We start from the raw sequence: 25,021 nt of genomic DNA on the forward strand, positions 1-25,021 counted from the left end.
GGCTGTACCCTACAGCAACAGCGTATCCCAGACATAGCCGACGCGGCCACGAACGCCGGAAAATCACTTCTCCCCGCCATCTCTGAACCGCAGCCTCTGCAACTGCGACAAAAAGGGCCGTCAAAATCTGCTAGTCGTTGGACCGAACATGGCATTGCCGCAATCTCGCCGCACCACCCTCTCATTCAACCGCCTCAACCGCTGGCTGGCCGCTCTCGCGATCGTATTGGTTGGTTCGGCTCTTGCGGGGATAGACGCCGCCCTAGCGCAGACCGCTAGCGGGAGCATCGCACAATCAAGCGGCACCGACGAAGAGATCGCACGTTACGACGATATCGTGCGCCGGTTCGGCACGTCCGACGACGCCAGCTCGCGCGTGAAGGTCGCGGAGGCGCTGCGTAGCAAGGCCATGGCCCTAGGCTACTCGGGCTACAAGGCCATGATCCGAGCCAACCCGGGTCAACGAAACGAAGCTTTCAACGAAGCTATCGCGGTCCTCGACGATCTCCTGCGCCGGTTCGGGACGGCGACCGAGCCAGCATTGCGCTATGAGGTCGCGGAGGCGCTTGTCGACAAGGGCACCACCCTCGGGCTACTGGATCGCGACGAGGAAATCGCTGCTTACGACGATGTCGTGCGGCGGTTCGGGACGGCGAGCGAGCCAGAGTTGCGCGAGCAGGTCGCGGAGGCGCTGAGCCACAAGGCCATGGCCCTGGCCTTCTCGGGTCGAGGAAACGAAGCTTTCAACGAAGCTCTCGCAATCTACGACGATGTCGTGCGGCGGTTCGGGACAGCAAGCGAGGCGCGGTTGCGCAAGAAGGCCGCGAGGGCACTTCACGAAAAGGGCTACGCACTCAAACGATTTGACCGCAACGAGGAGGCGATCACGGCCTATGACGGTGTGGTCCGGCGGTTCGGGACAGCGAAGGAAAAGGGATTGCGCGCGGAGGCCGCGGAGGCGCTGTTTGACAAGAGCTCATTGCTCGGACAATTGGGCCGCAAGGAGGAAGCGATCGCGATCTACGACGACGTGGTACGCCGGTTCGGGATGGCGGGCGAGCCGGAGTTGCGCATGATGGCTGCGAAGGCCCTGTTTGATAAGGCCGGCGCCTTACGACAATTGGGCCGGAAAAAACAAGCGGTCGCTGTTTATGACGAGGTGGTAAGACGGTTCGGGGCGGTGAGCGAGCCAGACTTGCAGGAGCAAGTCGCGAAGGCGCTCTACGACAAGGGCGTAGCAGTTGCAGAACTGGGCCGGCGCAAGGAAGCACTGGCGACCTTCGACGATATCGTGCGCCGGTTCAGGACATCGTCGCACGAATGGGTGTCGAAGGCCCTTTCTCTATAAGGGCGACATACTCGGGCAATCGGGCCGGAGCGAGCAAGCGGTCCAGGTCTATGACGACGTGGTGAGCCGGCTTGGAACTGAAACCGATTCGTACTTTCTCTGCGTGGTCGCGAACGCCCTCGTCCGCAAGGGCGACACCCTCGGAGATTTGGGCCGCAACAAGGAAGCGATCGCGCTCTATGACGACGTGGTGAGCCGGTTCAAAACTGAAATCGAAGCGATGGAATGCGAGTGGGTCGCGAAGGCCCTCGTCGGCAAAGGCGTAGCACTTGGCAAGTTGGGCCGCGAGGAGGAAGCGATCGCGATCTATGACGATGTGGTCCAGCGGCTCGGCGCGGTGGACGTGGTCGGGACGGCGGAGAGCGTGAAATTGCTCGAGGCGGAGTTGCACGAAACGATCGCGGACGCTCTCGTCAGCAAGGGCGCCGCGCTCGAACAATTGGGCCGGCGCGAGGAAGCCGTCGCGGTCTATGACGACGTGATAGGTCGGTTCGGGACAGCGGAGGAAAAGGGATTGCGCAAGGCGGTCGAGAATGCTCGACACAAGCGAGGCGTCATGCTGCGGCAATGACCTTGCGACAGCGGCGTCAGTTGAATGCTCCGCAATCACGGGAGGGCGCGGAAGCAGGATTCTTGGAATGAGAAGATTCTTGGAATGAGAAAGTGGCTTATCGCTCTGGCTACCCTGCTGCTCGTCGGTCTTGCGCTGCTTGCGGCCAATCTCCTCGCCGATTTTGTGGATATCCCATGTCAGGATGGAGTTTGGGACAAAGCCCGAAAGACATGTGTCCCTGATTGAGCGGCTTGCCGCGAATGATACGGCAATTCCGGTAAGACGAGCCGTGGCGTCTCGTTCAAACCACCGAGCTCGAGAAAAAAAGCTGCTTCAGGTTGTTGGACCAGTCGATCTCTTTCACGGGCTTGATCTCCACCTTGAACGCGGGTTCGGCGGCTGCAATCACGGTTGCCCTGAGTTTTTCCTCTTCTTCAGGAGTGAGGATCTCTCGGCCTCCAATTTCCACCGTGATGGTATCGATCGATTCCTGTCGAAACCGGCATTCCTTGAACTCGACCGCTTCGCGCAGTACCCGAGGGGACAGATAAAAAGGCAGATACCTCCCATCGGGGTGCCGCAGAAAGTGCTTTCCTCTTCCATAGATGTGAGAAATCGTGGGCCCGTTGTGTCCGCAAGGGCACTGATGATGCAGCTTTCCAAAATCTCCAATGTCGTAGCGGAGGAGGGGAGTTGCATGAGAGTGCAAGTGCGTGATCAACAACCGACCGACCTTCTCGCCGTCGAATGTGGTCGTTAATTCTTGATCGCATTCGACGACAACATTTGTATGGGCTACATGGTAGTGGCCTTCATTGGTGGTGGCACCGACGACTTCACCATTGCTGCTCGTGTCGGCATCACCTTCGATCGTACGCTGATCTACGGGAAGGGCGGATGGGCTTGGGGCGAATTTAAGCAGGCCTCGACCAGCATTTGCTGCTCGACTGGAAGCCTCACCACGACCACCACCTCAGCAAAGGGCACTTTGGACGGCTTCCTCGTTGGCGTCGGCATTGAGCATGCCCTGACCCGCAATTGGACCGTCAAGGCCGAATACGACTACATGGGTTTCGGCGCCAAGGAGGTCAGCTTTACCGAATGCACGACCACCTGCTCTGTGCCCGGCACTACGACCTTGAGTGCGACCAAGCAGGTCTTCAAGGTTGGCGCCAACTACCTGTTTGACTTTGGTGGAGTTCGGCCCTGAGGCTCGCAAACCGAGTTCAGCGACAAGAGCCCCGGCAATGGCCGGGGCTCTTTGTTTTGTAAGCATGGTCGACAGCTGGTGAGACCCTGCCACCACGTTCGATTACGCGATTGCGGTCGATTACGGTGCACCAAACTGCTCGTCGTCAATTGAGTGCACTGGCACTGTAATTCCAAAAATCGCGTGGCACCGATTTGGCACCGCCAAGTCTGGGTGATGAATCAAGCATTTTTGATGACGTCGAGAGCATTCGAGGAGCAAGTGGGCCGGCCAAAGCCAACTGAAGGCGGTGGGGTGAGGGAGGCTCCTCCACACGTCAGTTATGGTATGTTGTGCCGTTCTTCATCGCAGGAGATAGTCTGACGTGTCCGACACCCAGAAACTGACGCCCGCACTCTCGACGCCTGGGCGCGACCTGCTGAGGCGAGAAGTATATAAAGGACTGGCGGACAGAGCGGTTGGCCGCGTCAAAGACCTCGATGTTGACGCCATCCTTGCCAAAGGAAAGGAGCTATTCCAGAAGCGCTCAATCTCCGATGTAAGGCAATTCGGAGTTGATGGTCGAAAGACGCTCTTCTTGCTGCTTCTCCTTTTCGCGATCCCCGCGGACGACTGCTCCGCGCAGGCATCGCCGCCGCCAGTCGACGAACATGCGTTCGAGCGCGTGCCGCCGACGGTCGTGAAGAGATTGGCGACCCGCTTTTCGCTAGGCGCATTCGCCGGCCGCTTCGAGAAGACGCCGCTCGGCGCGGTCCGCAAAGCCGTGGGCGAAGGGACCATCCAACACCAGGGCGACGCTGCAGGTAGCATCTATTGGCTGTGTTATAGGCGCGCGCAGCATCGATTATGGGTCGTGTCCAGCGGAGAGATGGGCGGCCCGGACCATCTCGTCACAGAGATCGTTGAAGAGCTCACCGAGAAAGACACCGAGACCTCGACCGATTGCGCCATCATCCCGGAAAAGTTCGCGCCCCTCGTCTTCGATGGCAAGCTGCATTTGGGTATGTCGCGTTTGGAGGTAGTCTCGGCGCTGGGACCGCCGTCGAAGTCGGAAGCTGCTCAGATGGTGTATTCTCACGACGGAAAGCTCGCAGACGGTTTCGATGAGACCGCATGGCTCATTCTCCGATTTCGTGAGGAAAAGCTCGTGTCCATGCGCGGCGGCAAGACCACGACGAATTGAAGTGGCTGCTAGCAGCGTTCATGCTTCACAGCGTGATGCGAGCGAGTCACGCTCGCTCCCGCACGATCCCCATCACATACCCCGGCTTCTCCACCACCTTCGGCGAAAGCAAGCCAACGGCACTTGGTCATCCACTTTGGCTTCGATGCCCCCGAAGCAGCGGCCGAACTGACCCAAGGTGATGAGCAGCCGGGATCAAAAGTTCGACGTTTGCGGATGCGATTGAATCCGTCTGTCGCCTCATGTCGCCTTTGAAGGGTAGATCGGACCTGCCTAAGAGCGGTCCAAAACGACGCGATTGGCCCATCGCGAGATATTGCGCTGCCGCACGAACTCGCGCGCTATAGGGGGCAAAGCGGACATTGCGTTCGTCGCATCACGTCGCTGGGTTTATGGGTACACGGCCTAGCATCACAGTTGCGTTTTTCGCGGAGTTCTGAATCCATGGGCAACCATGATTCGAATGTCGTGGGCGCGGGCCGCGTCGGTTGAGGAGACGCTTGCGTTGTGGGCGGCGTCGCTTCGAGAGATCAAGCAGCGGATACGTCCGTTGTTCACGCAAGAGCGTGTTGCGACGAATGCGGGTCTGTTCCTGGAAGGTCTGCTCGGAGATGAGCAGCGCAAGACCGGTTGGATGCGCGCGGAGGCGGCAGGCGATCCTGGCCCATGGCGGCAGCAGGCGATTCTGGGTCGTGGGGATTGGGACGCCGATGCCCTGCGCGATATCGTGCGCGACTATGTCATCGAGCATTTGGCGGATGACGATGCGGTGCTGGTGATCGACGAGACCGGTTTTCTCAAACAAGGCAAAGCGTCATGCGGAGTGGCGCGGCAATACACTGGTTCGGCAGGGAAGATCACGAACTGCCAGATCGGCGTCTTCGCTGCCTACGTTTCGCGTCATGGCCATGCGTTCATCGATCGCGCGTTGTATCTTCCGAAGGAATGGACCGACGATCCAGATCGTCTGGAAGCCACCTATGTGCCTGCTGATGTCGGCTTTGCGACCAAACCAAAGCTTGCGACGAGAATGATCGCACGCGCGATAGCCGCGTCTGTACCATTCAAGTGGGTTGCCGGTGATACCGTCTACGGTGTTGGCAACATCGAACAGCAACTACGTCGGGCAGGCAAAGGCTACGTGCTTGGGGTCAGCAGCGCTCATGTGTTTCGATCCTGGGGCAAGCGACCGCCGGTCGCCGGTACGGCTGCAGACCTCGCCCGGACGCGACGCTCATCCGACTGGAAGCGCCTGTCGGCGGGAGCCGGAACCAAAGGACCGCGGCTGCACGATTGGTGTTATCTCGAGTTGGCCGATCTCGAGGCCGAGCAGTTCAACAGTGCAAATGACGGCTTGTGGACACGCGGTCTACTGATCCGTCGTCGCATCGCCGATGATGACCTCGCCTTCTTCACCACCTGGTGCCCAGCGGGAACCGCCATTGAAACGCTGGTCGCGGTCGAAGGCCATCGATGGGCGATCGAGGACAGCTTTGAAACCGCGAAAAACGAGCTCGGGCTCGATCACAACGAAAGCAGATCCTGGCATGGCTGGCACCGTCACGTGTCCTTGGTGATGCTCGCCTTCGCCATAATGGCCGCGATCCGACATCGCGCTAACCCGCCACCGCCCAAAAAAACGAAACGGCGCCCCCCGGCAAAAGCCAAAGCGCAACCACCCCACCGCTGATCCGTTGGTCAATCCAGGAAATCCGCCGAATTGCTATCAGACTTGCTCGAAAGCGGATTCAACCCGCACACATCATCGCATGGTCTTTCTGGCGCAGAGCTCACCAGGCTGCCGCTCAACGCGCCCACTTCAAATCAAAACAGCAACTGTAATGCTAGCTAGCCCTTCGGCGACGCTTCCTCCGGCGCCATCGCCGCCCACGCGCTGGATGCGAACTGCCGCCGCCACGTCACGATGACGACCGCCGCCGTGGTCACGAACAGCACCCAGGGGCTGACGAACCAGCCGAGATAGCCGAGCGCGAAGAAGAAGGCGCGCTGGCCGCGGTTGAAGTGACGGCCGGCCGATTCGAACAGGCGGGAGGTGCGGATGACGTGGGCTTCGGCTTCCGGTGTGCCGCGCTGGGAGGCCGGCGGCATGCCGCCGAACAGGATCGCGACATAGTTGAACAGGCGATAGGCCCAGGCGAACTTGAAGAAGGCGTAGACGCAGATCAGGACGAGGCCGACGCACTTCAGCTCCCACAGCGCGGGCGAGGGGCTGAGATCGACCGGCAGCTTTGAGAGGATGACGAGTGCATCGTTGGTCGCATGCAGCAGCGCCAGCGCGCCGCCGAGCGCGATGAGGCTGGTGGAGGCAAAGAAGGCGGTGCCGTTCTGGAGCGAGGCCATGATCTGCATGTCGACCATGCGCGCCTCGCGGTCGAGCAGCCGGCGCACCCAGACCTCGCGGTAGCGGTTCATGCGCGCCGACAGGCTGTCGCGGCCATAGGCCGAGTGCTCCAGCGTGGCGGCGTAGACCAGCCATTCCAGCACGAAAAAGCCGACCGCTGCCATGTCGACCCAGTATCCGCTCATTGTGATCCTCTCGTTGCCGCGCAGGATTGCCATGCATGTTCCGTCGCGGCAACGATTGATTGCGTGCACGCGATGGCGTTAAAAGCAGCGGCTTGATGGACCAGCATTTGAGAAGGACCAGTCACATGGCGCTGAAGCTCGCGATCGGCAACAAGAACTACTCGTCATGGTCGATGCGGCCATGGCTCGCGCTGCGCGCCAACGACATCCCGTTCGAGGAGGTCGTGATCCCGCTCTACACCGACAATCCCGCAGACAAGCAGCGCATCATCTCGTTCAGCCGCGCCGGCAAGGTGCCGGTGTTGGTCGATGGCGACGTCACGGTGTGGGATTCGCTCAGCATCATCGAATACATCGCCGAGCGCTTTCCGGAGAAGAAGCTGTGGCCCGATGACGCCGCGGCGCGCGCACATGCCCGTTCAGTGTGCGCCGAGATGCATTCCGGCTTCATGGCGCTGCGCAGCGAATGCGGCATGAACCTGCATCGTCCGGTGCGTCCCGTGACACTGTCGGCGGATGCGCAGGCCAACGTCGCCCGCGTGCAGGAGATCTGGCAGCAGTGCCGCGAGCGCTATGGCGCGGGCGGGCCCTACCTGTTCGGCCGCTTCGGCGCGGCGGATGCGATGTATGCGCCGGTGGTACACCGCTTCCGCACCTATGCGATCGAGGTCACGCCGCAGACGCGCGCCTATATGGACACCATGCTGGCGCAGCCGGCATTCCAGGAATGGACGCGCGACGGGCTCGCCGAAACGCTGGTCATCGAGAAGTTCGAAACCGCGTAGGCGAGGCGGGGCCGGGCGCAGACAGGAATGTGATTGGGCGCAGCTTGACGGCCGACCGGCGGGCGGCGCTCAATCGACGAAGGCAACGCGCATCAGGCGCAAGGGGAGACGGCCCATGGGAATCTTCGACGCGCTGGAAAACAACCCCGCGTTCCGCAGCGCGCTCGGCCAGCTTGGCGCAGCGGTGTTGCCGGCCGTGCTCAACGAGGTGCTCGGCAGCAACAACCAGGGCGGCCTGGGTGCCATCGTCGCCAAGCTCGAGCAGGCGGGCTTCGCCGATCAGGTCAAGTCGTGGCTCGGCAACGGCCAGAACCTGCCGATCTCGGCCGACCAGCTCCGCCGGGTGCTCGGCAACGACACGGTCAGGCAGCTTGCCGCGCGCTACAACATCCCGGTCGACCAGCTCAGCCAGATCCTGGCCCAGGAGCTGCCCAAGGCTGTGGATAATGCGAGCCCCGACGGAAAGCTGCCCCAGGGCTCGTGAGGTCGGCCCGTAGTTCTACGGTTCCGGGGTCTCATTGGTGGGCCCATGTGCCCGCTATCGTGCTGAAAATATTACAAAAATCACACATTTGCTATAGTGGCATAGCGCTGGCCAAGAAGGCCGGCCGCGTGCTATACACCGCGCCGGGCTTCCGGCCGGCCGCCGCAGCGGGACACGTGGGCGCGGCAGGCGTTGTTTGAGTGATGGAGAGGGTGTTGAAGCACAAATTCCCCGTGGGCGCGCGCGTCCTTTTCACGGCCAGCAATATCGCGCGCCCGGCCGCCAGCGGTACCTACGAGGTCATCCGCCTGCTGCCGACCGAGGGCGACGATTGTCAGTATCGGATCAAGAGCTCGACCGAAGCCTTCGAACGGGTTGCCAAGGAAAGCCAGCTCGCCCTGTCCTGATGCTACGCAAGGGTGGGATGACGAATTGGATGTTGTCCCGCCGTCAAAAGGTCCGGTTCAAGTCAACATGGTGAGAGGGCTGCTGTCGCTTCGCGGGCAGTTACCATCACTGAATTTGATCTCGGCTCGCGTGAGGGGACGTCGCGCATGAACTGGGCATGGGCCAATTCGCTCGACGACATCTGGCGCTCGCCGGGCTTTCCGATGTGGCTGACGCTGGCGGCCGCCGGCTTCTTCAGCCTGATCCTGCTGATCACGTTGCTGCGCGCCGAGCGATCGGTCGCCAACGGGGCGCTGACCGTGATCACGCTGCTCGCGATCGGCATCGCGGGCGCTGCCACCATTCGCGCCTATGGACCGAGCGGCAGGGAAGCACCCGCGAACGAAACCCGCGCGAGGCCCGTGACGACCGCCGCGCTGCCCGCACTGTCCTGCATCGACGATCTGGCCGGCGACACCGTTCTGGCGGCCTGCGAGAAGGCGCTGTTCGGATCGCCTGAAGCGACCGCCGCCGCCGTCTCCTACACCGCGGCCCAGATCAGCCGTCTCACCGCGCTCGGCGATGTCGCTGCCGCCGGCAAGAACCCGCCCCCGGAACTCAAGGCGTTGCGACGGGCGATCGAGCACGACCGCTACGGCCTCGTCGCCCAGGTGCTGGTCGCCCGCGACGGCTGCACGCAATTCGATTGCGCCGTGTTCCGTTCGCTGACGGACCAGCAACAGATCGCCTCCAATATGGACGCCCATCTCTATGAGGGGCTGGTCGCGCGCTACGCATCGAACTGGAACACGCCGGTGGCGGCGATGCCGGGTGCCGTCGCCGCGCTGCCGCCTTCAATGCCGACCGGCAAGCCGACCAACGCGGAGTTCCCGAGCGCCGCATCGACGCCGGCGGTCAGCATCATGGCGCCGGAGCCGGCCACGCGGCCGGCGCCGCCGTCGGGAACTGCGGCCGCACCGCCTGCGCGCGCGCCGGCGGCCACCGCGGCCCAGGCCTCCGCGCCGCCACCTGCGAAGAAGCAGCCTGCGCCGAAGGCCGCGCGCGCACCTGCGTCTGCGCCGGTTCAGATTGCGCCGGCGGCTCAGTCCGAGCAGGCTCCGGCTCCCGCGGCTGCGGATAACAATTAGTTCGGCTTTCAAAGGCGCGGCCGGCCCGCTAATGCTGGGGCATGCCACTCCACCTGATCAAGCTCGCCGTCGGCTGCGACTCCGTCAAGGAATTGAAGGAGTGGATCGCCGAACGGATGCAGGCCGCCAAGAAGAAGGGCCTGCCGCAACACCACGTCCACGTCACCCGCATGGTGCCCAAGCGCGGTGACGAGATCCTCGCGGGCGGATCGCTCTACTGGGTGATCAAGGGCGAGATCGCCGCACGCGAAAAGATCATCGGCATCGAGCCGTTCCGCGACAAGGACGGCATCGGGCGCTGCCGCATCGTGATGCAGCCCAAGGTGATCTCCGTGTCGCCGCGGCCGATGCGGCCGTTCCAGGGCTGGCGCTATCTGACGGAAGATGCCGTGCCGCCCGATCTCGGCAAGGCCGCCGCCGGCACCATCGCGGCGATGCCCGAGCCGATGCGGCGCGAGTTGCGCGATCTCGGATTGCTCTGAACCGCCGCTACGGCGGCGTGACGAGGTGCAGCCGCGCCCAGTCGGTTGACGGCATCTCGATCCGGCGCCCGCCTTCGCCAAGACTGTCCACGATGTCGATCAGCTCCGGCTCGACGCCCATGTCGTGCAGGTATCGGCGGTAGTGCTCGCCAAAATGCGCCGTCAGGCTCTCGCGCTGCTCGGCCGAGACGTTGGGCGCGACGCGGTTGCGGATGAAGCGACCCGACAGCACCACCTTCGCGCCCTGCGGCAGGCTGCGATGCACGCCGCCGGCGAGCACGAGCAGGCAGGTGAAGTCGCAGGCCGGGTCCGGCACCATCACCTTGGCGTCGAGCGGTCCGCCCGGACGCTTTAGCGCAAAGCATTCGGCCTCCGGCTTGCCGGCGCAGGCTTCGACCTCGGTTGCACCGGCGGTGGCGTCAAGGCCGCGGTCGCGCAGGATGCGGCCGAGACTGGTCGCGACATTGAGGTCGGACTCGCCCCAGCTATGGATGACGAGCGGCAGCTTGCGCCCCTGCTGGCGGTCGAGGATCGCGATCAGCCGCTTGTAGCTGTCCCACTGCACGGTGCCCTCGGCAGCGATCCAGTCCGAGCAGCCCGGTCCGCAGGCGCCGGCCGCACCATGGGCGACATAGAAGATCATGGCGTTGGGCGGCGAGCCGAACACGCCGATCGGCGGCCGCTGCTGCGCTTGTGCGGCGCCGCTGGCGGCGAGCGCCAGCACACAGCTCGCGATGATCGTGCGGATGGATGACATGCCCCTGCCGGTCGGCTTTCCGTACTCGCGCCGATCATCCATGCGGGCGAGGGACCACGCAAGCGCAACCTGGGCGTCCTACACCGCGATATTGTCGATCAGGCGGGTGGTGCCGAGCCGGGCCGCCACCAGGATGCGCAGCGGCCCGTCCTTGCGCGAGGTGACCGGCGCCAGCGTCTCGGCATGGCGGGCTTCAAAATAGTCGAGCGCAAAGCCGGCCTTTTCGATCATCCGGGCGCCATCGGCCATCACCGGCCCGATCGCTTCGCCGGCGCGGATCCGCCCGGCGCTCTCCTTCATGGCGCGATAGAGGGTTGCGGCGCGCTGGCGCTCCTCGGCCGACAGATAGACGTTGCGCGAGGACATCGCGAGCCCGTCGCGCTCGCGCACCGTGCGCGAGCCAACCACCTTGATGCCGAGGTCGAGATCCCCGGCCATCTGCGTCACCACCCGCAACTGCTGAAAGTCCTTCTCGCCGAAGATCGCGACATCCGGGCGGCATTGCGTGAACAGCTTGCCGACGACGGTGGCGACGCCGCCGAAGAAATGCGGCCGGAAGCGGTCCTCGAGCCCGGCGAGCGCCGGTCCCTCCGGCACGATGCGGGTTGCAAAGCCATCCGGATACATCGCCTCGACCGTGGGGTGCCAGACGAGGTCGACGTCCTCCGCCGCAAGTTTCGCGATATCGGCGTTCCAGGTGCGCGGGTAGGCGCCGAAATCCTCGGTCGGCGCGAACTGCGTGGGATTGACGAAGATCGAGACGACGACCCGGCTCGCGCGTCGCCTGGCGAGGCGCACCAGCGACATATGCCCGTCATGGAGCGCACCCATCGTCGGCACCAGCGCGACCGTGGCCTTCCGCTTGCGAAGAGCATCGAGGCTGCGCCGCAGGGCAGGGACCGTGCGGGCGATCAGGGGGCTTCGTGGCATCTGGACTCTAGGCTCTGGAGATGCGGCTGATGCGGCGTTCCGCGGGCAGGGGCTAACCTTAACAAGCGGCACGGGTAGACGCCATGCACCTGCTGGAGTCAGAGAATGTTTCGCGTGAGCAACAATGTGGGCTCGACCAGAGACGCGAAACACGCGCGCGATTCATGCTTAAGAACGGCGCGTCGCGATTTGCATTTCCTGTCACGCATTTCACTTGACCGCAGACGCGGTCAACTTGAAGATAATTATTCGGGGCGTCGAGGATTCCTACATGCTTGTGCAGGCTAGCCAAGGCCAATTGGGCTCGGCGCACGTTGTCGTGCTCGGCAATGAGAAGGGTGGCTCCGGGAAATCCACCACTGCCCTGCATATCGCGGTCGCGTTGCTCAAGGCCGGCCAGCGCGTCGCCACCATCGACCTCGACTGCCGCCAGCAGAGCTTTACCCGCTACATCAACAACCGTTCCGCCTGGGCGCGCCGCACCGGCCTCGCCCTCGAGTTGCCGGTGCATCGCTGCATCAAGCTCGGGGAGACCATGCAGATCGCCGACAACGAGAACTCCGAGTTCCTGCAGTTCATGGAGGCGGTCTCGGCGGTCGAGAGCGACTTCGATTTCATCGTCATCGATACGCCAGGCACCGACAGCTACCTGATGCGGCTCGCGCATTCGATGGCGGACACGCTGGTCACCCCGATCAACGACAGCTTCCTCGACTTCGACGTGCTCGGCACCGTCGATCCCGCCAACTATGCGGTGACCGGCGAGAGTCATTATGCCGAGATGGTCCGCGACAGCCGCCGCAAGCGCCGCCAGCTCGACGGTTCGACTACCGACTGGATCGTCGTGCGCAACCGCCTGTCGATGCTGGGCTCACGCAACAAGCAGCTCGTCGCCGACGGGTTGAAGGAATTGTCGCTGCGGCTCGGTTTCCGCTATGTCGACGGCTTTGCCGAGCGTGTCGTCTACCGCGAATTTTTCCCGCGTGGCCTGACAGCCCTCGACGATATCGACGAAGCAACCCTCGGCATGCGGCCCAATCTCGGCCACGTCACCGCCCGCGAGGAGGTGACGAGCCTGCTCCGCCAGCTCAAGCTGCCGCTCGACGAGCGCGGACGACGCCGCGCCGCCAACCGCGCCGAATGGTTCAGCCAGGTCGACAAGCCGCTCGAGCTTCACGACATCCTCGGCGCCTGACCAGGCGCGGTACGCTGCTACTTCCACTCAAGATTTTTCGATCGAGCCGCCGGTTCCACGGGAACCGGGCGGGGCAATTGCGATTGAACCCTGCGCAGACAGGTTGCGTCTGAAGGACAATTGTACCTAACGTAGTGGTCCTGGAATACCGTGCCCACAAAACGAGTGCAGTGCACAATGAAAGGGCTGCCGGTTCACAATTTTTGGTCTTCCCGTCACGACGCTGTGACATATATTAAGGAATAACCGACAAGGGGCCCAAGAGCCTTCAAGCAACACGATTTCAACTGGGATTTCAGGCCAGAGAAGCCTGAGGCTGAGGACGAAAATGAAGCGTGGAATTGCCGTACTGGTTTCGGTCACCGCCCTTGCGGGCATCGCCTATTTCACGGCGAACAAGTGGGCCATCAAGCACGAGACCATCACCTTCTACGATGCCTCGCGCGACAACCGTCCGGTGCCGGTTGACATCGCTGTTCGTCGCGATCGCGAGATGCAGGCGAACGCTGGCTTGATCACGCTGCCGGTCGCAGTCCTCAATCACGGCAACACCGTCAAGAACACCGAGTACGGCTTCCTCTCCACCGTCTTCGCGATGCGCGGCTATCTCGTGATGAGCCCGCAGCATGACCTGCCGACCGATCCGCCCATGGTGACCAAGCCGGGCGAACTCTATGTCGGCCGCCTGCCGCAGATCCTGCGCGGCGTGGCCAACATCCATCTGGCGCTGCATGACATGAAGGCCGTCCAGCCCAATGCCGACTACGCCAGGGTGACGATGGTCGGCCATTCCATGGGCGGCGACATCTCGATGTATTTCGCTAAGCAGTATCCGGACGAGGTCAAGAAGGTCGTGACCCTCGATAACCTGCGCGTTCCGTTCGTCACTGCCGGCAAGTTCAAGATCCTGTCGTTCCGCTCGAAGGATCCACAGTTCAAGACCGATCCCGGTGTGCTCCCGACCGACGAGGAGTGCGAGAAGGCGGGCATCACCGTCGTGAAGACGGACTTCCAGCACAACGATATGCGCGACACCGGTCCGGATGACGCGAAGAACTCGATCCAGGGCATGCTCGACAAGTTCCTGGCCGACACCGACAGCGAAGTGGCGCCCGTCGATACCCTCAGCGCGCCGCCCAAGGTGCTCGAGCCCGGTCCGGTCGCTTTGATGAAGCCCGCCAAGAGCTGACGTTTTTCCGTCGACCTCCGAATTTTTGACCTGCCAGGCCTCCGCTGCTGACCGCCGCGGAGGCCTTTGCACATTGACCGATCACGGTGCGCTCGCCAAATATTGGCCGTGTAGTCCAGCGTGAGAGCAGGATGTCCGGCGAACCGACCAAACCACGCAGCGGCGATGCCGTGTCGGCGCGGGCCGAGAAAGACGGCAAGTTGCCGCAGGCCAAGACCTCCACCAGCGACGACATCGCGGCCTTCGTCGCCAAGGCGCGCGCGATGTCGCCCCATGCGCCGGGCGCGAAGGGCCGGTTGATTTTCGCGCTCGACGCCACGATGAGCCGGCAGCCGACCTGGGACATGGCCTGTGCGCTCCAGGCCGACATGTTCCGCGAGGCGGCGGCGCTCGGCAGCCTCGATATCCGGCTGGTCTACTACCGCGGCTTCAACGAGTGCCGTGCGACGGGATGGATCTCCGACAGCACCAGGCTCGCGAGCCTGATGAGCAAGATCGATTGCCGCGGCGGCGACACCCAGATCGGCAGGGTGCTTTCGGAGGCGCGGCGCGAAGCGGCATCCTCCGGCGTGCGCGCGGTGGTTTTCGTCGGCGACGCCATGGAGGAGCAGGTCGACGAACTCTGTGCCAAGGCGGGCGAACTCGGCATGCTCAAGGTCCCCGTCTTCATGTTTCAGGAAGGCCATGATGCGACGGCCGAGCAGGCCTTTCGCGAGATCGCACGGCTGACCGGCGGGGCCTGGTGCAGGTTCGATCCGGGCGCCGCGGCTCAACTGCGCGAACTCCTGCGCGCGGCAGCCGCCTACGCCGCCGGTGGCCGCGAGGCGCTGCTCAGGCTGGCCAAGACGACAAGCGGCGCGGCCAAGCTGATCGGGCAGATGAAGTGAGGCGCTGGCCGTCCACAACGAAGTCCGGCCGCATGCTTTTTGCGAGCGAGGCGACTATATTGCGCTCATGCCGACCCTGATCGCAGGCGCTGTCGCCGTCGTTACACTTTACCTGCTGCTGCAGATGTTCCGTTCCGCCAATCCGGCGGTGCTCGCGCGCGCCATCAAGGTCGGCGGCGGGGTCGTGGCGCTGGCGGTCGCGGCCTTCACGGGGCTGCGGGGCGAATTGGCGGTCGCGATCCCGCTCGGCATCTTCGGTGCCGGCCTGCTCGGCTGGACGCCGCTCGCGAACTCCAGCTTCGGCAATATCGGCGGGCTGTTCGGTGGCGCGACGCGCTCGCCCGGGCAGACCTCGCGCGTTCGCTCGCAATTTCTGGACATGCGGCTGGACCACGAGTCCGGCCAGCTTGCAGGCGAGATCGTCGCCGGGCCTTACGCCGGGCGTTCGCTCGACGAGTTCGATCTCGCCGCGCTGCTTGCGATGTGCCCCGCCTTCGATGCCGAGAGCGTCGCGTTACTTGAAAGCTATCTGGACCGCCGGTTTCCCGCCTGGCGTCAGAACGCGCAAGGAGATGCGGCAGGGCGGCAGAGCCGCGCGGCGCCGAGCGGCAAAATGACGGCGGAGGAGGCCTATCAGATCCTTGGCCTGCAGCCGGGAGCGGGGCGCGACGAGATCGGACGGGCCCACAAGACCCTGATGAAGAAACTGCATCCCGACCAGGGGGGCTCGACGTATCTCGCTGCCCGGGTAAACGAGGCCAAGGATACTCTGCTTCGCACGCATAACAGCTAACTCCGGCAACCAACGCTACAAACGCCCGTACCGCGTCAGCTCCGTATTGCTCTGTCTGCCGTCGCCCCGATGCCCGCCATTATCGGCGTGGTCGATCCCTTGAGCAAAATCTTAACCGTAAATCGTTGACGAGAGGTTGTTGCGAGACGGTCTTCGTGCCTGCCTGAAACGATAATGCCCGCGCATGAGGCGCGGGCATCGGACCGGATCGATTTGCTCGCCGTCAGTTGCGGACGGTGATGCAGGAGATTTCGGCCCGCTTCAGCGTGCGGCAGACGGCTTCCGCCTGATCGCGCTCCAGGCCGGCAAAGCGGGCGCGGAACAGCTTGCGATTGTCCTTGGCGACGACCTCGGTGAAGGGATCGGCCTTGCTGAGCAGGCCGCGGGCCGAACTGCGGGCGGCTTCGATGCGCTGCTGCGCCTCGTTCTCGCTCTCCAGCGCTCCGACCTGAACGATCCAGCCGCTGTGCGTGACCGGCCTGGTCGTTGCGCTCGTCTGGATCGGCTGCGGGGCCGGCTCGACCGAGGCGAGTTTTGCGGTAGGTGCGGGCGCGGACGCCGCAGCGCCGGAAGCCGGCAGGACACCGAGGATGCCGTTGCCGGTACCAAAGCCCGGCGGCTGCGGCGGCAGGTCGCTGCGGACCGCTTCAGGCTTGGCGATGACGTCCGGCTTGTTGACGATGTCGGCCTTGGCGACGACGGCGCCGGAGGTTTCCGCGACTTCGGCGCGCGCGGTGGAGATCGTGTTGGTGATCGGCGGGGCCGGTTGCGACGGGGCGGCGGACGCGACCTTCACGGCGCCGGCCTTGACCTGGACCGTCTTCACCTTGACCGGCTTCATCGGCTCGGACGAGCCCGGAATGATCGAGAGCGGCTGGCTCGAGATCACGCCATTGGTCAGCGGCGCGGGTTCGACCTTGGATTCGACTGCCTTGGGCTCCGGCTTGGCGGCCGGCGGCATCGCCGCGGTGGCGGCGGCAAGCGTGGCGAGGCGCGAGGCGGGCCGTGGCGCGGGCGCTTCGGGAGCGGGGGCGGAGGCCTGGACCTGCGGTGCCGCTCGCGCCGGTGTGTCGGAGGCGTCGGCGACGTCGGTGCTGGTGTCGGCGCCATTGCGCTCGGTGATGGCGGCCACGGTGCGGCTGCCCGCGCCCTTCTCGAGGTTCTCCGCGAGCAGGTTGCGCATGATGGCGTCGCGCGAGCCGCCGCTGCGGCCGCCCAGGACCACACCGACCAGGAAGCGGTTGCCGCGGTGAATCGAGCTCACGAGATTGAAGCCGGAGGCGCGGGTGTAGCCGGTCTTGATGCCGTCGACGCCCTCGACGCTGCCGAGCAGGTGATTGTGGCCCGTGATCGTCCGGCCACGGAAATTGAAGGCCGTGGTCGAGAAGTAGCGGTAGTAGCGTGGGAAGCGATCCTGGATCGCACGGCCAAGGGTGGCCTGGTCGCGCGCCGTCGTGTTCTGTTCGTCGTTGGGCAAGCCCGAGGCGTTGCGATAGACCGTCCTGGACATGCCGAGCGCGCGCGCCTTGCGCGTCATCATGCTGGCAAAATCGTCTTCGGTGCCGCCGATATATTCGGCGATGACGACTGCGGCGTCGTTGGCGGAACGGGTGACGAGGCCCTTGATCGCGTCCTCGACCCGGATGGTCTGGCCGGGGCGCAGGCCCAGCTTGGTGGGATCCTGATCGGCGGCGTGTTCGGACACCGGCATCTCGGTGTCGAGCTTGACCTTGCCGGACTCCAGACGCTCGAACAGCAGATAGAGCGTCATGATCTTGGTGAGCGAAGCGGGGTGACGAATTCCGTCGGGGCTCGTCGCTTGCAGCGTCGCGCCGGAATTGCCGTCGACGATGATCGAGGCGAATTGCGGGCTGTAGCTCTCGCCGGAGTCGCGATGCACGCGATGATGCGCATAGTGCCGGCCGCGGTGGCGGCGCGCTTCGGCAGCATCGCTGGTGAAGATGACCGCGGTGGTGACTGTAAGAAGCCCGAAGACTCCAGCCCGCGCCAAGCGCGAGGAAGACCAGTTCTTACGAAGCATGAAACCCCGTCCCCGTTTCTGACTTGATCACCGGCTCGTGAGGCAAAATTGTGCCCTCCAGATCCGGGACCATGACCTGCTTGAACCGCCAATCCGCCAGCGCTCATCGCCGGCAATCGAAGCTCAAGCCGCTGTTCTGGCTAAGGCGATGTTCGCAAACGGCTTTTGACCGCCTGTCGGAAGCTGAACACGTCCAGGGAATCAGGGTAGGGGCGCCCGGTTTCCAAAAGCTTAAGGAACCCTTGCGTAGATAGCCCGGAATCACTTCAAGTTGCATGTATTATTGTGCGTCGCACAAATATTCTTGACTTTTTTGTGCGTTGCACTAATTATGGGCAGCGTCAGGTGGCCCCAAGGAGAAATCCAAGGCTTGAGATATCCAAGGCTTGAAAAATCTAAGGCTTCCGGACGAGAGCCAGGGAAAAAAGGATTCCATGATGTTCAAGGTTGAAGACTTTCAGAACTACGGGAAAGAGCAGTTCGAGCAGTGCGTCGCCTCTGCGAGTTCGGTGCAGCACGGCCTCCAGGCGATCGCCAGCGCCTATGGCGACTACACCAAGAAGTCGTTCGAGGACACCAAGTCCTTCGTTGAGAAGCTTTCCGGCGTGAAGTCGCTGGACAAGGCGCTGGAAGCGCAGACCGATTTCGCGCGCTCCGCCTACGAGACCTTCGTTGCGGAATCGCAGAAGATCGCCGGCCTCTACAACGACCTCGCCAAGCAGGCGTTCAAGCCGGTCGAGACCATCGTCTCGAAGTTCACCCCGGCCGCTCACTAACTCTTCGTCAAGTCTTGGAATCGGAAAAGCCCGGCTGGTTCAGCCGGGCTTTTTTCGTGGACGCGTTTGCGGGGGCTATTGCGAGCCCCCGAGCTTGCCGAGCGCAATGCCGATCGTGTCGAAGTCGTCACGATCCGGGTCGAGCTCGTCAGCATGAAGAACTTGTTCGAGCGGCTCGCGCAGTTCTGCAGATGGTGTCAAATCGTCGTCGACTGGATTGTCGAGACCGTCGAGCTGTTGCTTGCGCACGTTGGCTTGATGGTCGCTGCGGTTCGTGACAGCGCCGGCGAGGCTTCGTCGGTGAAGAGCGCGCAATTGAGTGGTTGGTTAATTCGACCGTAGAAGACCGGACGTGCCGGCCTGCGAACTGGTCGCCGCGGGTCGACGTCGGGTTCCTGGTTGAGGGCGGAGAAACCTGCCGATCGGATTTTTTTGTCAAACGGGTCCGGATTGATTAACCTTGGTCAGGATCGCCAGGGACCGGGAATCGGGACCGCCGTGCGGCCGCATCGCTCCAGCCTCTGCACGCTTGCGGCGGGCCGGGGGCGGGCCCATATTCACCGTTGCCGTTCCGGTGAGGACCGGACCGGTCGGGAGCGGCGATCGAACAAGACGGCTCGCCTATGCGAGGCTCCGATGGCGGGGCAGCGCGGCGGGCTGCCATACGCTTCCGTGGGGATTTTGAACGCCTGTGCCATGCCGCAACTAACTTCCAGCCTCGATCTGCCCGCGTCAGCCGTCGCCTATGCTCCCCGGATGAGCAATGACGAGAACCGTTCTAATGGTCCGTCCGGCCCGAGCACCTCGGTCATCACCAAGGTCAAGCCCAAGACTAAGCGGCCCAACCTGTACCGGGTGCTGATCCTGAACGACGACTACACGCCGATGGAGTTCGTGGTTCTCGTGCTGGAGAAGTTCTTCAACAAGGACATCGAGGCAGCGACCAAGATCATGCTGCATGTCCACCATCACGGCATCGGCGAATGCGGCGTCTTCACCTACGAGATCGCCGAGACCAAGGTCACACAGGTGATGGACTTTGCCCGCAAGCACCAGCACCCGCTGCAATGCGTGATGGAAAAGAAGTAGGCGCGTCCCGAGTTACTGCGTGTTCTGACATTCGTGTCACCCCGTTCGTCATCCTCACGGCCGCCATGGCCGGCGAACTACGGGGAGTAGGGGGACTGGCGCCAACCCTGCCCAAATAGGAACGGGTTTTGCATCGAAAATACCGCGCGTGAGTCCAGTGTCGCGGAACCGATCTTTTGCCGCGATCTTGTATAACTATATGTGACAAAGGTTGTTGTTGCCTGACCGGGCGATGGCGATCATGATGGTGGGGGCCACAGAGGACGCGAATGCCGACTTTTTCTCAAAGCCTTGAACAATCCCTGCATCGTGCACTGGCGATCGCAAATGAGCGTCATCACCAATACGCGACGCTCGAACATTTGCTGTTGTCGCTGATCGATGACTCCGACGCAGCAGCCGTGATGCGGGCCTGCAGTGTCGATCTCGACAAGCTGCGCACCAGTCTCGTCAACTATCTTGAGACCGAATTCGAAAATCTGGTGACGGATGGCGCCGACGACGCCAAGCCGACGGCCGGTTTCCAGCGCGTGATCCAGCGCGCGGTGATTCATGTGCAGTCATCCGGTCGCGAGGAAGTGACCGGTGCGAACGTTCTGATCGCGATCTTCGCCGAGCGCGAGAGTCACGCCGCGTATTTCCTGCAAGAGCAGGACATGACGCGCTACGACGCGGTCAACTACATCAGCCACGGCATCGCCAAGCGGCCGGGCGTCTCGGAAGCGCGCCCCGTTCGCGGCGTCGACGAGGAGACCGAGACCAAGGGCAACGAGGACTCCAAGAAAAAGGGCGAGGCGCTCGAGACCTACTGCGTCAACCTCAACAAGAAGGCGCGCGACGGCAAGATCGATCCGGTGATCGGTCGCAATTCCGAGATCAATCGCGCCATCCAGGTGCTATGCCGCAGGCAGAAGAACAACCCGCTGTTCGTGGGCGAGGCCGGTGTCGGTAAGACCGCGATCGCGGAAGGCCTTGCAAAGCGCATCGTCGACAGCGAGGTGCCGGAGGTTCTGGCGGCTGCAACCGTGTTCTCGCTCGACATGGGCACGCTGCTCGCGGGCACGCGCTATCGCGGCGACTTCGAGGAACGCCTGAAGCAGGTGCTGAAGGAGCTCGAGGCGCATCCCAACGCCATCCTGTTCATCGACGAGATTCACACCGTGATCGGTGCGGGTGCGACGTCGGGCGGCGCGATGGATGCGTCGAACCTGCTCAAGCCGGCGCTCGCCTCGGGCACCATCCGCTGCATGGGCTCGACCACCTACAAGGAATACCGCCAGCATTTCGAGAAGGACCGCGCATTGGTGCGGCGCTTCCAGAAGATCGACATCAACGAGCCGACTGTCGAGGACGCGATCGCGATCCTCAAGGGGCTGAAGCCGTACTTCGAGGATTACCACCGGCTGAAATACACCAACGAGGCCATTGAGGCCGCGGTGCAGCTCTCCTCGCGCTACATCCACGATCGCAAGCTGCCGGACAAGGCGATCGACGTGATCGACGAATCCGGTGCGGCGCAGATGCTGGTTGCCGAGAACAAGCGCAAGAAGACGATCGGCATCAAGGAGATCGAGACCACGATCGCCTCGATGGCGCGGATCCCGCCGAAGAGCGTGTCGAAGGACGATGCCGAGGTGCTCAAGCATCTCGAGCAGACCCTGAAGCGCGTCGTGTTCGGCCAGGACAAGGCGATCGAGTCGCTGTCCGCCTCGATCAAGCTGGCGCGTGCCGGCCTGCGCGAGCCGGAGAAGCCGATCGGTTGCTACCTGTTCTCTGGTCCGACCGGGGTCGGCAAGACCGAGGTCGCAAAGCAGCTTGCCTCCAGCCTCGGCGTCGAGCTGTTGCGCTTCGACATGTCCGAATACATGGAGCGGCACACCGTGTCGCGCCTGATCGGCGCGCCTCCGGGCTATGTCGGCTTCGACCAGGGCGGCCTGCTCACCGACGGCGTCGACCAGCATCCGCATTGCGTGGTGCTGCTGGACGAGATCGAGAAGGCGCACCCCGATCTCTACAACGTGCTGCTCCAGATCATGGACCATGGCCGGCTCACCGATCACAACGGCAAGCAGGTCAACTTCCGCAACGTGATCCTGATCATGACCACGAACGCCGGCGCGGCCGATCTCGCCAAGCAGGCCTTCGGCTTTACACGCTCCAAGCGGGAAGGCGACGACCACGAGGCGATCAACCGGCAGTTCGCGCCGGAATTCCGCAACCGCCTCGATGCCATCGTCTCTTTCGCCCATCTCAATGCCGACGTGATCGGCATGGTGGTGGAGAAGTTCGTGCTCCAGCTCGAGGCGCAACTCGGCGACCGCGACGTTACGATCGAGCTGTCCGAGGAAGCCAAGGCCTGGCTTATCAAGCACGGCTATGACGAGCAGATGGGTGCGCGGCCGATGGCCCGCGTGATCCAGGAGCACATCAAGAAGCCGCTCGCCGACGAGGTGCTGTTCGGCAAGCTCAAGGGCGGTGGCCATGTCCGCGTCGTCCTGGTCAAGGACGAGGCCGACGCCGAGAAGGACAAGATCGGCTTCGAGTTCGTCGAGGGCCCGGTCACGCCGAAGCAGGAGAAGCTGCCCGGCGCCCGCAAGCGCCCGCCGTCAGGTAAGTCCAAGCCGGGTGGTCCCGGCGGCCCCTCCAAGGGGCCGACCTCCAAGGGACCGCTGGTCAAGGTTTGATAGGGAGCGTCATGAACTGAAAAAAGGCCGGCTGTGAAGCCGGCCTTTTTTGTTGCGAACGAGCGAGCGTCGCGCTCATATTTGGGGACGGGCCAGTGCAAGAAAGCCGGCTCGCCGTGTGGTTGCGGACTCGAGACCATCTGGCAAGAAGCTCAGCACCTCGTCCAACGTGTCATCAGATACGCTGCAGCGGCAAAACCGCCTGGCTGCGGCGAGCAGTTCCTCGCGCGACACGCCCTCATAGACCTGTCTCGTCGTCTCAAGCGCTGACTCGACCTCGGACGGAGAAAGCAACAAGTTTCCCATCTGCCCCGGCAATGCTTGGGCACGCTCAAAACCGAGCGCGTGCCAGAGGATACTGACGGTCGGATGACGGTCTGTGATCGCCATCCGGAAGACATGTTGTTCATTGACGAGGTCGTCCGGAAACGTGCCCATCGTCACCAACCCTCTTGCGAGCTGAACGAAGCCCGCGCGATTGAACGCGCGGAAAAATTCATGGACCCGCAGGACCAACTGGTCGCTCGCGTCCAGCCATGCTTCTTCCTCATATTCGGACGGATGCGCCCGCCAATCGTCGATCGCCTGCCATGCCTCCGCAGGCAACGCGCTCTTCGCCGCGGCCGCCGCAAAATGCGGCTGAATGCGTGCATGCTCGCGCTCGTCGACGAACAAACCGATCCACCAATATGCGAAGGCCACGCGTCACCCCAATGCAGTCTCTCGGATTGGCGCGTCAGATGGCCGATGGGTCGTGTTGCCAAGCGCCGGCCGTCTTCAGGACTGCGTGTTGGTCGCGGCTGGCGAGCGACCGGTTCACGTCAAATCGTCTTCGCGCTCGAGTTCATTGTTTGAGCACGGTCTCCGCGCAAACGCCTTCCGCGTTTGTCGCGAGGGAAAACCGCTTCGCACTTTCCGGATCATGCTTTATGTGCCGGCCTCCGGCGCCCGCTTTGGCCGCGGCTTGCGTGGGGTGGGCGGCGGAGGAGGAGCGGCCTTCGGCTGCATCGTGACGATGACGGGATTGGGCTTGTGGTCGGTCGCCGCGCCCGTGACCGCGTCGACGCCCATGCCCACGACACCTCCCAGCAGCAGATTGCCGGCGAAGCCGGCGGCTCCGGCCCCCGGTATGTCGCGTTGCAGCTGCACGACCTGCGACTCGTAGCCGGGCTTCTCGAAGGTAATGGAAATGTCGGCGTTGCGCTTGGCGACGACCGAGCATGGCGTGGTGCAGGTGGTCGGCACTTCAAGTCCGGAAACCACGGCCTCGACGCCAGATGGTGTTGATGAAATGGCGATATTTTCCGTCGTGCCGCGCGTCACCGACGCGCAGCCGCCCAGCATGACGCCGAGCGCCACAATTCCAAAGATACGCATGAAATGCCCCTAAATCCCCGCTGCAATCAAGCGCAACCAACGCGCGCGGGCAAGTGGCAGACACGCCAAATGGTTAAGCCACGCACAGGTTGTGCCGCGGACGCGCGGGGGGCGGCGCGCTAGTCCCCCTTCATTCGCTGCCGTCCTGAATCCGCGGGCGCTCCGCGCCACGGGCACCGGCGGGTGACAGTCTCAGGTTGGTCCGACCCGGGACAGTTCCAGCGCGAGCCCAATGCGCGTCCGGGCGCTGTGTCCGCGTTAGTTCGGCTTGCGCGGCTCCTGAATCGCCTTGAGATAGTTGACCACGGCCTCGGCATCGGCACGCTCGAAACGGAAGGTCGGCATGAAGCGGTGAATGCTGCTGTAGCCATCCTGCAGCCGCTGCACAAAGTCGGCGTCGTAGAGCTTGTTCTCGCCGAGGGTACGGAACGCCGGGGCTCGTCGGTTTCGGCTCGCGCCGGACGTGCCCACCGCGTGACAACGTGCGCACATCCTTTGCAGGAGAGCCTGGCCGTACTGCTGCTCGGCATCCAGCGCGTGGCTCGGCGTGGCGGACAGTGCGGCGACGATCGCAAGTAAGGGCAGCGATCGCTTCATGCGTCCTACCAGCGCGCCGTCGCCTTGCCGAGGACATAGAGCGCGATCAGACCCGCAGTCACCGCCGTCGAGAAGATCAGAACGTTGCGATCCCAATCGATCCGCTTTCCCTCCTCTCTGTTGAGGCTGAGGGCGGTAAACAGTGCCTTCATGGCAAACCGGCGCATCGGCGATCCTCGCTCATGGACGATGGCACGTCCGGCGAAGATCGGCTTGATGCACGTCAATGCGTCACGCGCATGCAACCGGGGGACCGGCTGCACGCGATGTCAGCTAGCCGCCCCAGTTCTTGTAGGGACTGTCATACGTTGCATCGGGTTGATAGCTCGGCGCGGAAAGATAGGGGGCCGGTGCCCGAGGCGGCGCATAGCCAAAACTCGACATGGGATCCCTGTACACGCGAGTGGCAGGGTCAACGGCATAGTGCCGGTGCGTGCGATGCGCCGGAGCGGCGTTGGCAGCACTCGATAGCGCGATCAGAAGGCTCAAGAGCAAGACGGGACGCATTGCGTTCTCCCCGGGTGGAACCTGATACCGACCTTAGGTGAGGTTCGCCTTGCGGCGCCGCAATCTCTCCCG

The 25,021-nt window shown here is 63.3% G+C and carries 28 protein-coding genes; 17 read left to right on the forward strand and 11 right to left on the reverse strand.

What is annotated here, in order from left to right:
- Positions 1 to 148: 148 nt before the first annotated feature.
- Together NLN62_RS36900 and NLN62_RS36905 are read left to right on the forward strand one after the other, a co-directional pair.
- Positions 149 to 1,348 (forward strand): tetratricopeptide repeat protein, encoded by a 1,200-nt coding sequence (locus NLN62_RS36900; protein WP_254112040.1) that lies wholly within the window; start codon positions 149 to 151, stop codon positions 1,346 to 1,348.
- Between the two features lie 61 nt (positions 1,349 to 1,409).
- Positions 1,410 to 1,919, forward strand: coding sequence for a tetratricopeptide repeat protein (locus NLN62_RS36905; protein ID WP_198031796.1), 510 nt, complete (start codon positions 1,410 to 1,412; stop codon positions 1,917 to 1,919).
- 283 nt (positions 1,920 to 2,202) lie between these two features.
- Here the strand turns inward: NLN62_RS36905 and NLN62_RS36910 are convergent, their stop codons facing one another.
- A complete protein-coding gene (locus NLN62_RS36910) occupies positions 2,203 to 2,625 on the reverse strand; it encodes a hypothetical protein (protein ID WP_027524245.1) in 423 nt (140 codons plus the stop codon).
- A gap of 39 nt (positions 2,626 to 2,664) precedes the next feature.
- Here NLN62_RS36910 and NLN62_RS36915 point away from each other — a divergent pair, with 39 nt between their 5' ends.
- The 3 genes from NLN62_RS36915 to NLN62_RS36925 all read left to right on the forward strand — a co-directional run bounded on the left by NLN62_RS36915 (position 2,665) and on the right by NLN62_RS36925 (position 5,984).
- Positions 2,665 to 3,111, forward strand: a complete 447-nt coding sequence (locus NLN62_RS36915; RefSeq protein ID WP_254112041.1) for an outer membrane protein — start codon at positions 2,665 to 2,667, stop codon at positions 3,109 to 3,111.
- Positions 3,112 to 3,688: 577 nt separating this feature from the next.
- Positions 3,689 to 4,294 (forward strand): hypothetical protein, encoded by a 606-nt coding sequence (locus NLN62_RS36920; RefSeq protein ID WP_254112042.1) that lies wholly within the window; start codon positions 3,689 to 3,691, stop codon positions 4,292 to 4,294.
- A gap of 454 nt (positions 4,295 to 4,748) precedes the next feature.
- On the forward strand, positions 4,749 to 5,984 hold the full coding sequence (locus tag NLN62_RS36925; RefSeq protein ID WP_254108561.1) for an IS701 family transposase: 1,236 nt from the start codon (positions 4,749 to 4,751) through the stop codon (positions 5,982 to 5,984).
- 158 nt (positions 5,985 to 6,142) lie between these two features.
- Here NLN62_RS36925 and NLN62_RS36930 read toward each other — a convergent pair whose 3' ends face one another.
- Entirely contained in the window at positions 6,143 to 6,841 is a 699-nt protein-coding gene (locus NLN62_RS36930; protein ID WP_027523035.1) for a DUF599 domain-containing protein, read from the reverse strand.
- 125 nt (positions 6,842 to 6,966) lie between these two features.
- Between NLN62_RS36930 and NLN62_RS36935 the strand changes: the two genes are divergently transcribed.
- From NLN62_RS36935 to NLN62_RS36955, 5 genes are all read left to right on the forward strand, one after another.
- A complete protein-coding gene (locus NLN62_RS36935) occupies positions 6,967 to 7,626 on the forward strand; it encodes a glutathione S-transferase family protein (RefSeq protein ID WP_027523034.1) in 660 nt (219 codons plus the stop codon).
- 115 nt (positions 7,627 to 7,741) lie between these two features.
- Entirely contained in the window at positions 7,742 to 8,110 is a 369-nt protein-coding gene (locus NLN62_RS36940; protein ID WP_027523033.1) for a YidB family protein, read from the forward strand.
- A 203-nt stretch (positions 8,111 to 8,313) separates the two neighbouring features.
- Complete coding sequence (locus NLN62_RS36945) at positions 8,314 to 8,517, forward strand: hypothetical protein (RefSeq protein WP_156944292.1); 204 nt, start codon at positions 8,314 to 8,316, stop codon at positions 8,515 to 8,517.
- 147 nt (positions 8,518 to 8,664) lie between these two features.
- A complete protein-coding gene (locus NLN62_RS36950) occupies positions 8,665 to 9,645 on the forward strand; it encodes a hypothetical protein (protein ID WP_027523031.1) in 981 nt (326 codons plus the stop codon).
- Positions 9,646 to 9,686: 41 nt separating this feature from the next.
- Positions 9,687 to 10,127 (forward strand): DUF1489 family protein, encoded by a 441-nt coding sequence (locus NLN62_RS36955; RefSeq protein ID WP_027523030.1) that lies wholly within the window; start codon positions 9,687 to 9,689, stop codon positions 10,125 to 10,127.
- A gap of 7 nt (positions 10,128 to 10,134) precedes the next feature.
- Here the strand turns inward: NLN62_RS36955 and NLN62_RS36960 are convergent, their stop codons facing one another.
- Both NLN62_RS36960 and panC read right to left on the reverse strand, forming a co-directional pair.
- The gene (locus tag NLN62_RS36960) at positions 10,135 to 10,884 is read right to left on the reverse strand and encodes a hypothetical protein (RefSeq protein WP_027523029.1); all 750 of its coding nucleotides are present in this window, start codon (positions 10,882 to 10,884) and stop codon (positions 10,135 to 10,137) included.
- A 78-nt stretch (positions 10,885 to 10,962) separates the two neighbouring features.
- A complete protein-coding gene (gene panC, locus NLN62_RS36965) occupies positions 10,963 to 11,814 on the reverse strand; it encodes a pantoate--beta-alanine ligase (protein WP_027523028.1) in 852 nt (283 codons plus the stop codon).
- Between the two features lie 271 nt (positions 11,815 to 12,085).
- Here panC and NLN62_RS36970 point away from each other — a divergent pair, with 271 nt between their 5' ends.
- The 4 genes from NLN62_RS36970 to NLN62_RS36985 all read left to right on the forward strand — a co-directional run bounded on the left by NLN62_RS36970 (position 12,086) and on the right by NLN62_RS36985 (position 15,878).
- Positions 12,086 to 13,009: a division plane positioning ATPase MipZ gene (locus tag NLN62_RS36970; RefSeq protein WP_027523027.1), complete on the forward strand. Its 924-nt coding sequence runs from the start codon at positions 12,086 to 12,088 to the stop codon at positions 13,007 to 13,009.
- A gap of 328 nt (positions 13,010 to 13,337) precedes the next feature.
- Entirely contained in the window at positions 13,338 to 14,198 is an 861-nt protein-coding gene (locus NLN62_RS36975; protein ID WP_027523026.1) for an alpha/beta fold hydrolase, read from the forward strand.
- Positions 14,199 to 14,329: 131 nt separating this feature from the next.
- Positions 14,330 to 15,085 carry a hypothetical protein gene (locus NLN62_RS36980; RefSeq protein ID WP_027523025.1) on the forward strand — a complete coding sequence of 252 codons (756 nt, stop codon included), beginning with the start codon at positions 14,330 to 14,332 and terminating at the stop codon, positions 15,083 to 15,085.
- A gap of 67 nt (positions 15,086 to 15,152) precedes the next feature.
- A complete protein-coding gene (locus NLN62_RS36985; RefSeq protein ID WP_027523024.1) occupies positions 15,153 to 15,878 on the forward strand; it encodes a DnaJ domain-containing protein in 726 nt (241 codons plus the stop codon).
- Between the two features lie 223 nt (positions 15,879 to 16,101).
- Here NLN62_RS36985 and NLN62_RS36990 read toward each other — a convergent pair whose 3' ends face one another.
- Positions 16,102 to 17,919 (reverse strand): serine hydrolase, encoded by a 1,818-nt coding sequence (locus NLN62_RS36990; protein ID WP_254112043.1) that lies wholly within the window; start codon positions 17,917 to 17,919, stop codon positions 16,102 to 16,104.
- Positions 17,920 to 18,356: 437 nt separating this feature from the next.
- Between NLN62_RS36990 and NLN62_RS36995 the strand changes: the two genes are divergently transcribed.
- The gene (locus tag NLN62_RS36995) at positions 18,357 to 18,695 is read left to right on the forward strand and encodes a phasin family protein (RefSeq protein WP_027523022.1); all 339 of its coding nucleotides are present in this window, start codon (positions 18,357 to 18,359) and stop codon (positions 18,693 to 18,695) included.
- 75 nt (positions 18,696 to 18,770) lie between these two features.
- Here the strand turns inward: NLN62_RS36995 and NLN62_RS37000 are convergent, their stop codons facing one another.
- Positions 18,771 to 18,944: a hypothetical protein gene (locus NLN62_RS37000; protein WP_254112044.1), complete on the reverse strand. Its 174-nt coding sequence runs from the start codon at positions 18,942 to 18,944 to the stop codon at positions 18,771 to 18,773.
- A 507-nt stretch (positions 18,945 to 19,451) separates the two neighbouring features.
- Here NLN62_RS37000 and clpS point away from each other — a divergent pair.
- Positions 19,452 to 19,784 carry an ATP-dependent Clp protease adapter ClpS gene (gene clpS, locus NLN62_RS37005; RefSeq protein WP_027523020.1) on the forward strand — a complete coding sequence of 111 codons (333 nt, stop codon included), beginning with the start codon at positions 19,452 to 19,454 and terminating at the stop codon, positions 19,782 to 19,784.
- 269 nt (positions 19,785 to 20,053) lie between these two features.
- Positions 20,054 to 22,468: an ATP-dependent Clp protease ATP-binding subunit ClpA gene (clpA, locus tag NLN62_RS37010; RefSeq protein ID WP_027523019.1), complete on the forward strand. Its 2,415-nt coding sequence runs from the start codon at positions 20,054 to 20,056 to the stop codon at positions 22,466 to 22,468.
- Positions 22,469 to 22,543: 75 nt separating this feature from the next.
- Here clpA and NLN62_RS37015 read toward each other — a convergent pair whose 3' ends face one another.
- From NLN62_RS37015 to NLN62_RS37035, 5 genes are all read right to left on the reverse strand, one after another.
- The gene (locus tag NLN62_RS37015; RefSeq protein ID WP_254112046.1) at positions 22,544 to 23,143 is read right to left on the reverse strand and encodes a hypothetical protein; all 600 of its coding nucleotides are present in this window, start codon (positions 23,141 to 23,143) and stop codon (positions 22,544 to 22,546) included.
- A 252-nt stretch (positions 23,144 to 23,395) separates the two neighbouring features.
- A complete protein-coding gene (locus NLN62_RS37020; RefSeq protein ID WP_254112048.1) occupies positions 23,396 to 23,845 on the reverse strand; it encodes a PEGA domain-containing protein in 450 nt (149 codons plus the stop codon).
- A 258-nt stretch (positions 23,846 to 24,103) separates the two neighbouring features.
- Positions 24,104 to 24,442, reverse strand: a complete 339-nt coding sequence (locus NLN62_RS37025; RefSeq protein WP_027523017.1) for a cytochrome c — start codon at positions 24,440 to 24,442, stop codon at positions 24,104 to 24,106.
- Positions 24,443 to 24,447: 5 nt separating this feature from the next.
- Positions 24,448 to 24,609 carry a hypothetical protein gene (locus NLN62_RS37030; protein ID WP_254112050.1) on the reverse strand — a complete coding sequence of 54 codons (162 nt, stop codon included), beginning with the start codon at positions 24,607 to 24,609 and terminating at the stop codon, positions 24,448 to 24,450.
- Between the two features lie 106 nt (positions 24,610 to 24,715).
- Positions 24,716 to 24,949, reverse strand: coding sequence for a hypothetical protein (locus NLN62_RS37035; RefSeq protein ID WP_156944287.1), 234 nt, complete (start codon positions 24,947 to 24,949; stop codon positions 24,716 to 24,718).
- Positions 24,950 to 25,021: the final 72 nt, after the last annotated feature.

This window comes from Bradyrhizobium sp. CCGUVB23 (genome assembly GCF_024199885.1).
Classification (GTDB): Bacteria; Pseudomonadota; Alphaproteobacteria; order Rhizobiales; family Xanthobacteraceae; genus Bradyrhizobium.